The organism is Halorussus salilacus, from assembly GCF_024138125.1.
In the GTDB taxonomy this organism is placed as follows: Archaea; Halobacteriota; Halobacteria; order Halobacteriales; family Haladaptataceae; genus Halorussus; species Halorussus salilacus.
The window spans coordinates 2,650,810-2,662,930 of sequence record NZ_CP099993.1; the positions used below are offsets into that span (position 1 = coordinate 2,650,810).

Here is a 12,121-nt window from a genome sequence, read left to right on the forward strand (position 1 = left end):
GACTCGGACCAGCGACGGCGACGGCATCAGTATTACGATTCGAAAGACCGCTCGACTGCTCCCGAGCCTCTGCGACCGAGACGCGGGCTCGGCGGGGCGCTCAGAGCGCCCCGCCGAGCAGGTTCCAGTGGTACAGCTGCCAGCAGAAGACGACCAGCGCGACCGCGAGCAGGGCGTAGTGGACTCGCCCGAGCAGACCCCAGTAGCGCTCGCGCCACGCGAGGAGCGCGAGCGCGACCGCGCCGAGCGCCGCGACCGCGACGAACGCCGGGAGGACGAGCAGGGCGTCGAGCAGCGCCGACCCGTAGAGGATGACCGACTGGTCGGTCGCGATTACCCCGGCGAATCCCGCGACGAAGCCGAGGCCGAGCAGTCCGGCGAACCCCGCCAGCATCCGGGCGGTTCGGGGTCCCTCCGGCGCGGGCGGCCCGCGCTTCCACGCGCGCCGGAGGGTCAGGACCGGCCACGCGACGACCGCGGTGGCGAACAGCGCGAGCGCGGCCCCGAGCAGGCCGAGCTGGACCGGAGTCGCCTGCCACCACGCGAGCCGCTCGAAGCTCTGGACCGGCGCGCGGTCGAAGAAGAGGTAGGTGACCTCGCCGTCCTCGACCCGGAACCCCAGCTCGCCGTCGCCGTCGACCTCCTCGAACGTCGTCGGACCGGTCCGGACCCACCGGGCGGGCTCCTGCCCGGGGAGACTCACCGCGAGGGCGTCCCCGTCGGCCCGCACCCGGAAGTCGGCCCCGAGCGCGCCGACCTTCTCGTAGCTGGTGTAGGGCATCCGCGTCTGTCGGTAGACGCCCTCGAACGCCGACAGCGCCGGGGGCTCGCCGCTCGCGTCGGCGACGGGCGGGTCGGTCGCCTCCGAGCCCTCTGCGGGGTAAAATTCGTCGACGAACGAGTCGAAAAAGTCCTCGCGAGCGGCGGCACCGCCGGGGCTGTTGTAGGAGACGAACACCCCGAGGTCGCGCTCGGGGAACAGCCACAGCCCCGAGTGGAACAGCTCGGTGTCGCCGCCGTGGCCGATTATGCGCTCGCCGTTGCGACTCTGCTCGTAGAAGCCGAACGCCACCCCGTTCAGGTCGGGGTGGTTGGCGAACTGCTGGCGGTGCATCTCGCGGGTCGAGGTCGCCGAGAGGACCCGCGAGTCGCCGTACTGGCCCTCGTTCAGGTGGGCGCGCATGAACTTCGACATGTCGGTCGCCGTGGCGCTCGCCGACCCCGCGGGCGGGATGCCGACGGTCTCGAACTCGCCGCGCCGGAACTCGCCGTCCTCGTACCGGTAGCCCGCCGAGAGGTTCGCCCGGAGGTCGGCGGGTACGGGCTGGGCGAAGGTGCTGTCGTCCATCTCCAGCGGGCCGAAGATCCGCCGGTCGACGTGCGCGCCGAAGGTCGGGGCGTCCGACTGCCGGGCGGCGACGTGTCCGGCCAGCGCCGCGCCGTAGTTCGAGTAGCTCGTGACCTCCCCGGGCGGGCGGACGCGGGCCGGACCGTCCCGCAGGGCCTCCCCGAGCGGTCGCACGTCCTCGGGCGACTCGACGAACGTGCCCCGGTACTGCTCCTCGAAGCCCGCGGTGTGGGTCGCGAGGTGGTCGAGCGTGACCGGCCGGTCGTAGGCGTCTGGCACCTCGACCTCGTCGAGGTACCGGTTCACGTCGGCGTCCCGGTCGAGCCGCCCGTCCTCGACCCCCTGCATGACGGCGGTCCAGGCGAACAGCTTCGAGACCGACCCGACCCGGAACAGGGTGTGGTTCGGGTCGACCGGCGTCCGGTTCCGCCGGTCTGCGTAGCCGTACCCCTCGGCGAACAGGAGTTCGTCGTCCTTCACGACCGCCACGGTCGCGCCCGAGACGTCGTGGTCCCGGAGGTCCTCGGCCATTCGGTCGTCCACGAACTCCTCGACCTCCTCGCGGGAGTCGACGCCCCGGTCGTCCTGTGGGCCGGGCGCGAATCCGGCCCCGGCCTGCGCGCCGACGAGAACGAGGACGGTACAGACCGTCAGGAGCAGTCTGACTCGGTCCATAGCGCCCCCACGACGCGCGTTCACTTATACGTCCTCGGGGCATGCGTTCAGCCCGTTCGTCTCGGACGTGTTCGTCCTCGGACGAACGCGGAACGACCGCGGTCGGTCGAATCCGCGAGCGCGACCGATAATCCAGTCGGACCGTATCACGGAATCGGAAGGTCAAGCATTTAATACCCGGCGGGGAAGCGTAGTCGTATGAAGCGAGTCGACGTCGCCATCGTCGGCGGCGGGCCCGCAGGGACCGCCGCCGCGCGGGAGGCGGCCCTAGCGGGTGCCGACGCCCTCCTCGTCGAGAAGGGAGTTCCCCGAAACGACCGCGAGGAGCTGGGACCGGACTCGACCGACGCCGCCGGGATGCTCGACTACTGGGTGGACATCCTCGACATCCCCTTCGAGGAGATTCCCGACGACGTGGTCCTCCGGACGCTCGACCGGACCGAGTTCTACGGTCCCAACGAGTCGTGCGTGATGGAGAACACCGGCATCGAGTCCTCCTACGACGAGGGGTTCGGGTTCACCTTCCACCGCGCCCGGATGGACGACTGGTTCCGCGAGCGCGCCGAGACCGCGGGCGCGGAGTACCGCGTCGGCGTCTCGGTCACCGACGTGGAGTCGGACCTGACCGGCGGGCACACCCACCGGCTCGTCCTCTCGGACGGCGAGGAGGTCGAGGCCGAGTACCTGGTGCTGGCCGACGGCCCACAGCGACAGGTCACGATGCGAGTCCTCGACCGGCTCACGCCCGACGACCGGCCCATCTCGGCGGTGCTGAGCCCCGACCGCGCGAACCACATCGCCTATCAGGAGTACCGGGAGTTCCCCGAGGAACTGTTCGACCCCGAGGCGCTGAAGTTCTGGTGGGGCGTGATGCCCGGCGAGACCGCCTATCCGTGGATATTCCCGAACGACGGCACGGTCGCGCGGGTCGGGCTGACGATGCCCATCGGGATGGACATCGACGCGGTCGCCGACCGCGAGAAGTACGACCTCCTCCGGCCCGAGGACGACCGAATCCCGCGGGGCGGCGAGTACATCGAGCGCCTGCTCGAACGCGAGTACGGCGACGAGTACGACCTCGCCGACTTCCCCCTCGTCGAGGACCGCGGCAAGAGCGGCGGGACCGAGACCTACCCCATCTCCTCGACCCGTCCCATCGACTCGCCGACGAAGGCGGGCATCGCGGTGGTCGGCGGCGCGATGGGCACGACCTCGGCGTTCCACGAGGGCGGCTACCACGTCGCGGCCCGGACCGGCAAGATCGCGGGCGAACTCGCCGCCACGGGGCGACTGGAGGCGTACAACGACCGCTGGAAGGACGCCATCGGGGAGGAGATACTCCGGAACGTCACCTTCGCCGACCTCGTCTCCGACTACCGCCCCGACGACTGGGACCGGACGTTCTCGATGGCAAGCGACATCCTCGCCGACGAGGGCGAGGGCCGACTGCTCAAGTACCGGCTCTCGTCGGGCATCCGGGGCGCGAAGCTGGTCACGAAGTACAAGATGACCAAGCGCAAGTACCGGAACGGCAAGTACGTCCAGTTCCGGGAAGACGACTACGAGGTCTGAGGTTGCTCGTTCCCGAACTTTGACGGTCCCTCGGGCACCTCCTCTGCTATCCGATGACGACCTCCGGAACCCCCGTCTTCGACGGCCACAACGACACACTGCTCGACCTCCTTCGCGCCGACCGCGGCGGCGGTCGCTCCTTCTTCGAGCGCGGCGACGCGGGCCACGTCGACCTGCCCCGCGCCCGCGAGGGGGACTTTGCGGGCGGTCTGTTCGCCGTCTTCGTCCCGAACGAGGACCTCGATTACGAGTGGGAGGAGACCGACGAGGGCAGACGGATGCCCCTCGCGCCCGCAGTCGCCCACGACCGCGCGAAGGAATTTACCTACGACGCGCTCGCGCTCCTCTACCGGCTCGAAGCCCAGTCCGACGGCGCGCTCCGGGTCGTCGGCAACGCCGACGACCTCGAAGCCGCGGTCGCCGAGGAGGGGACCGTCGCCGCGGTCCCGCACCTCGAAGGGGCCGAGGCGGTCGCCCCGGACCGCTCGAACCTCGATTTCCTCTACGCCGCCGGGGTCCGGTCGGTCGGCCTCGTCTGGAGCCGCCCGAACGAGTTCGGCCACGGCGTCCCCTTCGAGTACCCCGGCACGCCCGACACGGGCCCGGGCCTCACCGACGCGGGCCGGGACCTCGTTCGGGCCTGTAACGACCGGGGCATCCTCGTGGATCTCGCGCACCTCAACGCCGCGGGCTTCCGTGACGTGGCCGAGATTTCGAGCGCACCCCTCGTGGTGAGCCACGCCGGGGTCCACGAACTCTGTCCCACCAGTCGGAACCTCACCGACGACCAGCTCGACGCGGTGGCCGACTCGGGCGGCGTGGTCGGCATCACCTTCGCCGTCACGTCGCTGCGCGAGGACGGCCGGAAGGAGACCGACACGCCGATTTCGACCCTCGTCGACCACGTCGAGTACGTCGCCGACCGGGTCGGGGTCGACCACGTCGCGCTCGGGTCCGACTTCGACGGTGCGACCATCCTCGACTCGGTGGGCGACGTGACTGGGCTTCCCGATGTGGTCGCAGAACTTCGAAACAGGGGGTTCGACGCGCACGAGATTCGAAAGATAGCGCGCGGGAACTGGCTGCGCGTGATTCGGGAGACGTGGGAGTAGCCCGGCGGTCGCCGCGAGCGCGGGCGCAGAGCGCCCGCGCGGGCAAGCAAACTAGCAGTTGTACCGCGAGCGAGACGATTTCGGGCCGCTCAGCGGCCCGAAATCGTCGAGCGAGCAGGCTTTTTGGTCTCTTCGTGAGCGAAGCGAACAAAGGCTCGTGGGAGCTTCGCTCCCACGGTCCAGATTTTTTCGAGTAGCGAGGGACGGAGTCCCTCGTATCATGCGAGCGGCGAGGCCGCGAGCAGAGAGCGGTGGGCACGCACGAGCGACCGCGAACGCGGTCGCTCGTGCGCGCACCCGACGAAGAAAAAAGGTGGAAGCGTGGTCTTAGAAGCCCTTGCCGAGCAGTTCGCGGGCGATGATGTTCTTCTGAATCTCGGTCGTCCCCTCGTAAATCTGGGTGATCTTGGCGTCGCGGTAGAACCGCTCGACCGGGAAGTCGTTGACGTAGCCCGCGCCGCCGTGGATTTGGACCGCCTCGTCGGCCACGTCGACCGCCACGCGGGAGGCGTACTCCTTGGCCATGCTCGCGAGCTTCGTGATGTCCTCGCCTTGGTCGACGTTCCACGCCGCCTTGTAGGTCAGATTTCGGGCGGCCTCGGTCGTGGTGTGCATGTCGGCGAGCTTGTGCTGGATGGCCTGGAACTCCGAGATGGGGCGGTCGAACTGCTCGCGCTCCTGAGCGTACTTCAGGGCGGCCTCGCTCGCGCCCTTCGCGATGCCGACGCCCTGGGCGGCGACCGCCGTCCGGGTCTCGTCGAAGAACTGCATCTGCTGGAGGAAGCCCATCCCGCGGGTGCCGACGAGGTTCTCCTCGGGGACGCGGACGTCGTCGAGGATGAGCTCGGCGGTGTCACTCGCCCGGATGCCGAGTTTGCCCGTGATCTTCTCGGCCTCGAAGCCGTCGCGGTCGGACTCGACCACGATCTGGGAGAAGCCGTTGTATCGGCCCTCGGCGTCGGGGTCGGTCTGGCACAGGACGACGAAGTAGTCGCCGACCGAGCCGTTGGTGATCCACATCTTGTTGCCGTTTATCACCCACTCGTCGCCGTCCTTCTCGGCGCGGGTCGACACCGAGGAGACGTCCGACCCGGTGTCGGGTTCGGAGATGGCCGCGCCCATGATGGCCTCGCCCTCCGCGACCGGCGTCAGGAACCGCTCTTTCTGGTCGTCGGTCCCGAACTCCATGATGGCGTCTGCGCCGAACGCCGCGGAGGTGATACAGAGGCCGATGCCGGGGTCGGCGGCGAACAGCTCCTCGGTGATGATGGCGGATTCGAGGTTGCTGTAGCCAGCGCCGCCGTACTCCAGCGGGATGTGGGCCCCCAGAAGCCCCATCTCGGCGGCCTGGTCCATGACGTCCCACGGGTACTTCTCCTCTACGTCGTACTCCTTGGCCACCGGGACGATCTCGTTCTCGGCGAACTTCCGCACCTCGTCGCGAATCGCTTGCTGCTCGTCTGATAGTCCGAAGTCCATGGTCCGAGTTTACACACCCACCCCTAAATCCCTTTGTAACCGTAAATGAACTCGAAGAGAGTTTCTAATCGCCGATAGGGAAACCTTGAAACGCCCGGCAGGTGAGCGTACGCGTATGGAAGTCGAAGATATCAACACCATCGCGGTTCTCGGCGCGGGCAACATGGGCCACGGCATCGCGGAGGTCGCGGCCCTCTCGGGGTTCGACGTGAACCTCCGGGACATAAAGGAGGAGTTCGTCCAGAACGGCTACGACCAGATCGAGTGGAGCCTCGGCAAGCTCGCCGAGAAGGACCAGATAAGCGACGAGGAGGCCGACGACGCCTTAGCGCGCGTGACCCCCCTCGTGGACTTCGAGGACGCCGTCTCCGAGGCCGACTTCGTTATCGAGGCGGTACCCGAGAAGATGGACATCAAGAAGGACGTGTACACCGAACTGGAGGAGTACGCGCCCGACCGGGCGGTCTTCGCCACCAACACCTCCAGCCTCTCGGTGACCGAGCTCTCGGAAGTCACCGAGCGTCCCGAGCGGTTCTGCGGGATGCACTTCTTCAATCCCCCGGTCCGGATGCAACTCGTCGAGGTCATCTCCGGGGCCCACACCGACGGCGAGGTGCTCGACCTCACCGAGGACCTCGCGGAGGCGATGGGCAAGACGCCGGTCCGCGTCCGGAAGGACAGCCCCGGCTTCATCGTGAACCGCGTGCTCGTTCCCCTGATGAACGAGGCGGCGTGGATGGTCGAGTCGGGCGAGTACACCGTCGCCGAGGTCGATAGCGCGACCAAGTTCGACATGGGCCTCCCGATGGGGAGCTTCGAACTCGCCGACCAGGTCGGCATCGACGTGGGATATCACGTCCTCGATTACATGCACGACGTGCTGGGCGAGGCCTACGAACCCTGCCCGCTCCTCGTGGAGAAGGTCGAAGACGAGACGCTCGGCAAGAAGACCGGCGAGGGCTTCTACGACTACGAAGACGGCGGCGTCGACATCCCCACGGACGCCGGGAGCGAGGACGCGGTGCTCCGGCTTCAGGCCGTGATGGCCAACGAGGTCGCCAAACTCATCGAGAACGACGTGGCCGACGCCGACGCCATCGACGAGGCGGTCATGCTCGGCGCTGGCTTCCCCGACGGCCCCGCGAGGCTCGCAGACGACGCGGGCCTCGATTCGCTGGTCGAGACCCTCGACGACCTCCGCGAGGAGACCGATGCCAACCGATACGAGGTCGCCGACTACCTCCGGGAGGCCGCCGAGGAGGGCGGCTTCTACGGCGACGCGAGCGGTGCGAGCGGAGCCGACGGCGAGGGCACTTACGACTACGACACCATCCGCGTCGAGAAGCCCGGCGAGATGGTCGGCGAGGTCGTCCTCGACCGCCCCCACCGGATGAACACCGTCAGCGAGCAACTGTTAGACGAACTCGCCGACGCCGTCGACGCCCTCACGGAGGACGACGACGTGCGCGCGCTCCTGCTCGTCGGCGAGGGCGACCGGGCCTTCTCGGCGGGTGCCGACGTCCAGAGCATGGCCGCTGGCGGGGGCGACCCCCTCACCGCGGTCGAACTCTCGAAGAAGGGCCAAGACACCTTCGGCAAGCTCGAAGCCTGCCCGATGCCGGTCGTCGCGGCCGTCGACGGCTACTGTCTGGGCGGCGGGATGGAGATGGCGACCTGCGCCGACATGCGAATCGCCACCGACCGCTCGGAGTTCGGCCAGCCCGAGCACGACCTCGGGCTCCTGCCCGGCTGGGGCGGCACCCAGCGCCTGAAGCACGTCGTCGGCGAGGGCCGCGCCAAGGAGATCATCTTCACCGCCGACCGCTTCGAGGCCGAGACGATGGCAGAGTACGGCTTCGTCAACGAGGTCGTCTCTCCCGACGAGTTCGACGACCGGGCGTTCGAACTCGCGGCCGACCTCGCTGGCGGACCGCCCATCGCCCAGAAGTACACCAAGCGCGCGATGCTCGCGGGCCGCGACGACACCGACGCGGGGCTTGCGGTCGAATCCCAGGCGTTCGGCCACCTCATGAACACCGACGACCTGATGGAGGGCATCACGGCGTTCATGGGCGACGGTGAGCCCGAGTTCGAGGGGAAGTGAGGCGAACGTCGTCAGAGCTTGTCTCTGACGGAAGTGAGCCCGAGTTCGAGGGGAAGTGAGGCGAACGTCGTCAGAGCTTGTCTCTGACGGAAGTGAGCCCGAGTTCGAGGGGAAGTAGGCCGAGTCGGTCGAGAACCGCGCTTCGGGTCTATTTTTGGCGTTGGGTTCGTTTCCTACCGGCCAGCACATCCAGAAATTTTATGGTCTCGTTAGACTAAATAGTGTTTATAGTCGATATATGAAACGGTACCGCAACGGCCACTGGCTCGAAACCAAGTACTGGGACGAGGGACTGACGCAGAGGGAGATCGCCGAGGAATGCGGAATCTCGACAACGACCGTACGGGAATACATGAAACGGTTCGGTATATCGACGCGAGAGATGCGTGGTGAGAACCATCCGATGTACGGTCGGGAACGGACCGAGGAGGAGAAGCGAAAGATTTCGGAGTCTCTGAAGGACCGGTCGTTCTCGGCAGAGACACGCCAGAGAATGTCCGAATCCCACGAAGGAAAGGAGATACCAGAGGACGTTCGAAAGCGAATCGCTGACTCGCTCGAAGGGACGACCCGGTCGAAGGCGACCCGACGAAAGATGAGCGAATCGACCGCTGGTGAGTCGAATCCCAACTGGCGGGGCGGGTACAGCCACAACTATGGGGCCGGGTGGTCCGTTGCACGAGAGAACGTCAGAGAGCGTGACGAGGTCTGTCAACACTGTCGCCACGACGGCTCTGAGCGTCGTCTCGAAGTTCATCACATCGTACCGGTTCGCGTGTTCCGGCAAGCCGAGGACCTCTCGGTCGAGGACGCTCACGACGAAGAGAACTTGGTTCTTCTGTGCAAGCGATGCCACGGCAGAGCCGACCACGGTCAAATCGAGTTCGACGCGCCGATAGAACTGCTCTTCGAAGCGAGCGGATAGGCGACACCAATCGCGTGTGTCGATTCCCACCACGCCGAGAGCGATTTAGTGGAGTTTATAAGCATGCGGGCCATCCGTCAGAATGCGTCCGGGAAACCGCCCGGATGGAAGCGAACGCTCCGTTGGTGTAGCCGGGCCAATCATTCGGGCCTTTCGAGCCTGTGACCTGGGTTCAAATCCCAGACGGAGCATTCTCAGGCCGTCTCAGTTTTCGAGAGACGGAGGTCTCTCTGCGCGAGTCCCGACCCTCACACGCTCTTGGGGTCGAGCACGTCCCGCATCGCGTCGCCGAAGACGCTGACCGCGGTCACGGTCGCGACCAGCAGGACGACCGCGAACGTCGAGGCCCACCATGTGTCGGGGAACGAGCGCTGGGTGTCGCGGGCGATGGTCTCGCCCCACGACATCAGCGTGAGGTTGTTGAGTTCGAGGTACGCGATGGCGACCTCGGTCAGGATGAAGATGGGGATCTGTCTGCTCATGGCGGTCGCGACGGTGTTCGAGACGTTCGGCAGGAGGTGCTTGCGAACGACGTGCCACCAGCCAGCGCCCGCGTTCTCGGCCGCGGCGATGTATCCCTCGCCCCGCCGCTGGAGTACCTCGCTCCGGATCATCCGGGCCGACCCGCCCCAACTGGTGAGCCCGAACACGAGCACGACGAGCAGGAGGCTCTTTCCGAAGACGAACATGAGGATGATGTAGAGGACGAACGCCGGAATCGTCTGCTGGATGTCGACGTAGCCCATCAACAGCGTGTCGGTCCACCCGCCGACGTACCCGGCCACGACGCCGATGGTCATGCCGATGGGGACGAACACCATCGCGGTGACGAGTGCGACGAGGAGGCTCACGCGCATGCCCGACACCAGCACCGCGAGGACGCCCTGCCCGCTACTGTTCGTCCCGAGGGGGTACTGGAGCGTTCCCTGACACCGGTCGTCCACGATCGGGCCGACGCAGTCGGTCACGTATCCCGAGTCGACGCTGGCGAAGACGGGCGGTTGGTTCGAGTGCGCGAAGTTCACGTCGGGCTGGATGACCCACGGCCCGACCGTTCCGACGACGAGGAAGACGGCGAGATAACAGAGGCTGGCCACCGCCCACGGGTTGGTCTTCAGGCGCTTCCAGTAGATGGCGGTCATGCCCGGTCGGGACGCGAGCGGTGCGAGAACGAACGTCACGAGCGCGAGCCACGACAGCGCGAACAGGTAGTCGAGACCGCTCGGGTACACCCCGAAGGCCAGCGGTCTGCCCTCGCCCCGGACGAATCGGTCGAAGCCGAACGCGAGCGCCAACGCGGTCGCACCGACCGCGAACGCGACCGCCCGCCGACGCGGCGTCATTACTCGCTCACCGGGTTCGTCGCCCGGTGATGTCGTTTCGGCGCGTCCCATTCCGTACTGCGACGGTCCAATCAGCGAACCATAAGTGTTAATAATCTATTTTCAATCGTACTCCATGATGGGTCTGCTATGGCACCTCTCCCGGCGTGCCCTCGTCGCGGTCGTCGCGGTGTATCTCGTGGTGTCGCTGGCGTTTCTGTTCGTCGCCCTCACGCCCGACCCGAACGAGGGAGCCATCGCCTACGACGTCGTTCGAAGCGGAGGCGACCAAGAAGACGCTCGACGGGCTATCAACGCCTATCGTGAAGCGAGGAACCTGAACGACCCGGTTCACGAGCGGTACGCTCGATGGCTGATAGACATCTCGACGCTCGACTGGGGAATGTCGTTCAGCCACGGACGGACGGTCACCTCACTCGTCGCCGACCGAACCCCGTACACCGCGCTGTACGTCGTTCCGGCGCTCGTCGTGTCCCTGCTCGGCGGCGTCTCGGTCGGCCTGTACACCGCGTTCAACCGGCGGGGACTCGTCGACCGCGCGGCGAGCGTCCTCACCTACTCCGGGTTCGGGGTGCCGAACTTCTGGCTCGCGGAGATCGCCCTTCTGCTGGTCGTCGGAGAGCTCGGGGTGCTGTCGCGGGTGTCCCAGCCACCGCCCGCCGAGCTCTGGTCGCTCGCGCACCTCGAACAGTACGTCCTGCCGTCGCTGGTGCTGGCTTCGGGGCTGTTTGCCGGACAGCTCCGGTACGCGCGGGCCGAGACGCTCGAATACGTCAACGACGAGTTCGTCGCCGCGCTTCGCGCGAAGGGCGTGGGCCGCCTCGCGATCGCACGCCATGTCCTGCGAAACGCCGCGGTCCCCATCCTGTCGGTGTTCTTCACCGACATGGTCGCGGTCCTCGTGGTCAACATCTACGTCATCGAGGAGGTGTTCGGCATCGAGGGGCTCAGCGCTCTGAGCCTCGCGGCGGTCCACCAGCGCGACATGCCGCTGGTCCTCGGCACGACGATGGTCATCGCGTTCGTGGGCATCGCCGCGAACTTCCTGCAGGACGTGACCTACGCGGTTCTCGACCCGCGCATCGAGGCGGGCGAGCGGTAGGCCGGGCCCCGCGCGCCCGGTTCCGCCCGCTCGGTTCTCGGAGTCACACCGCGTCGGCGACCGCGACCTCGACCCTCCGGGTCCGCGGACCGTCGCAGTCCACGAACAGCACCGACTGCCACGTTCCCAGCGCGAGGTCGCCGCCCTCGACCGGCACGCTCACCGACTCCCCCAGCGCGACCGCCCGGAGGTGGGCGGCGGCGTTGTCGTCGATCCGGTCGTGTCGGTAGTCGCGGTCGCTGGGCGCGACTCGCTCCAGATGGGCTTCGAGGTCGGTGAGCAAGCCCGACTCGGCCTCGTTGACCACCACGCCCGCGGTGGTGTGGGGCACGAAGACGGTGCAGACCCCCGACGCGTCGGCGGGGACCTCGTCGGCGACGCGGTCGGTCACGTCGACGACCGCGACGCGGTCGTCTGTCTCGACTTCGAACATGGGTCGGGATTCGGGACCCGCGGGGGTA

9 protein-coding genes and 1 tRNA gene are annotated in these 12,121 nt (G+C 67.3%); 6 read left to right on the forward strand and 4 right to left on the reverse strand.

Annotated elements, in window-relative coordinates; genetic code table 11:
* Positions 1 to 100 precede the first annotated feature (100 nt).
* The gene (locus NGM10_RS13715; protein WP_253479657.1) at positions 101 to 2,023 is read right to left on the reverse strand and encodes a serine hydrolase domain-containing protein; all 1,923 of its coding nucleotides are present in this window, start codon (positions 2,021 to 2,023) and stop codon (positions 101 to 103) included.
* 198 nt (positions 2,024 to 2,221) lie between these two features.
* Here NGM10_RS13715 and NGM10_RS13720 point away from each other — a divergent pair, with 198 nt between their 5' ends.
* Together NGM10_RS13720 and NGM10_RS13725 are read left to right on the forward strand one after the other, a co-directional pair.
* Positions 2,222 to 3,595, forward strand: a complete 1,374-nt coding sequence (locus NGM10_RS13720; protein WP_253479659.1) for an NAD(P)/FAD-dependent oxidoreductase — start codon at positions 2,222 to 2,224, stop codon at positions 3,593 to 3,595.
* A 53-nt stretch (positions 3,596 to 3,648) separates the two neighbouring features.
* A complete protein-coding gene (locus NGM10_RS13725; protein ID WP_253479661.1) occupies positions 3,649 to 4,707 on the forward strand; it encodes a dipeptidase in 1,059 nt (352 codons plus the stop codon).
* A 327-nt stretch (positions 4,708 to 5,034) separates the two neighbouring features.
* On the opposite strand, the gene NGM10_RS13730 is transcribed toward NGM10_RS13725, so the two are convergent.
* On the reverse strand, positions 5,035 to 6,186 hold the full coding sequence (locus tag NGM10_RS13730) for an acyl-CoA dehydrogenase family protein (RefSeq protein WP_253479662.1): 1,152 nt from the start codon (positions 6,184 to 6,186) through the stop codon (positions 5,035 to 5,037).
* Positions 6,187 to 6,301: 115 nt separating this feature from the next.
* Here NGM10_RS13730 and NGM10_RS13735 point away from each other — a divergent pair, with 115 nt between their 5' ends.
* From NGM10_RS13735 to NGM10_RS13745, 3 genes are all read left to right on the forward strand, one after another.
* Positions 6,302 to 8,290 (forward strand): 3-hydroxyacyl-CoA dehydrogenase/enoyl-CoA hydratase family protein, encoded by a 1,989-nt coding sequence (locus NGM10_RS13735; protein ID WP_253479663.1) that lies wholly within the window; start codon positions 6,302 to 6,304, stop codon positions 8,288 to 8,290.
* A gap of 238 nt (positions 8,291 to 8,528) precedes the next feature.
* Entirely contained in the window at positions 8,529 to 9,215 is a 687-nt protein-coding gene (locus tag NGM10_RS13740; RefSeq protein WP_253479664.1) for an NUMOD3 domain-containing DNA-binding protein, read from the forward strand.
* Between the two features lie 116 nt (positions 9,216 to 9,331).
* Positions 9,332 to 9,406: transfer RNA gene (locus NGM10_RS13745), tRNA-Glu, on the forward strand.
* 57 nt (positions 9,407 to 9,463) lie between these two features.
* On the opposite strand, the gene NGM10_RS13750 is transcribed toward NGM10_RS13745, so the two are convergent.
* Positions 9,464 to 10,609: an ABC transporter permease gene (locus NGM10_RS13750; RefSeq protein WP_253479665.1), complete on the reverse strand. Its 1,146-nt coding sequence runs from the start codon at positions 10,607 to 10,609 to the stop codon at positions 9,464 to 9,466.
* Positions 10,610 to 10,673: 64 nt separating this feature from the next.
* On the opposite strand from NGM10_RS13750, the gene NGM10_RS13755 reads away from it, so the two are divergent.
* Positions 10,674 to 11,660, forward strand: a complete 987-nt coding sequence (locus NGM10_RS13755) for an ABC transporter permease (protein WP_253479666.1) — start codon at positions 10,674 to 10,676, stop codon at positions 11,658 to 11,660.
* A 43-nt stretch (positions 11,661 to 11,703) separates the two neighbouring features.
* Here the strand turns inward: NGM10_RS13755 and NGM10_RS13760 are convergent, their stop codons facing one another.
* Complete coding sequence (locus NGM10_RS13760; protein WP_253479667.1) at positions 11,704 to 12,093, reverse strand: secondary thiamine-phosphate synthase enzyme YjbQ; 390 nt, start codon at positions 12,091 to 12,093, stop codon at positions 11,704 to 11,706.
* Positions 12,094 to 12,121 lie beyond the last annotated feature (28 nt).

Coding starts and splice junctions, on each gene's coding strand:
- NGM10_RS13715 (WP_253479657.1), bottom strand. CDS start 2,023: ATGGACCGAGTCAGACTGCTCCTGACGGTCTGTACCGTCCTCGTTCTC.
- NGM10_RS13720 (WP_253479659.1), top strand. CDS start 2,222: ATGAAGCGAGTCGACGTCGCCATCGTCGGCGGCGGGCCCGCAGGGACC.
- NGM10_RS13725 (WP_253479661.1), top strand. CDS start 3,649: ATGACGACCTCCGGAACCCCCGTCTTCGACGGCCACAACGACACACTG.
- NGM10_RS13730 (WP_253479662.1), bottom strand. CDS start 6,186: ATGGACTTCGGACTATCAGACGAGCAGCAAGCGATTCGCGACGAGGTG.
- NGM10_RS13735 (WP_253479663.1), top strand. CDS start 6,302: ATGGAAGTCGAAGATATCAACACCATCGCGGTTCTCGGCGCGGGCAAC.
- NGM10_RS13740 (WP_253479664.1), top strand. CDS start 8,529: ATGAAACGGTACCGCAACGGCCACTGGCTCGAAACCAAGTACTGGGAC.
- NGM10_RS13750 (WP_253479665.1), bottom strand. CDS start 10,609: ATGGGACGCGCCGAAACGACATCACCGGGCGACGAACCCGGTGAGCGA.
- NGM10_RS13755 (WP_253479666.1), top strand. CDS start 10,674: ATGATGGGTCTGCTATGGCACCTCTCCCGGCGTGCCCTCGTCGCGGTC.
- NGM10_RS13760 (WP_253479667.1), bottom strand. CDS start 12,093: ATGTTCGAAGTCGAGACAGACGACCGCGTCGCGGTCGTCGACGTGACC.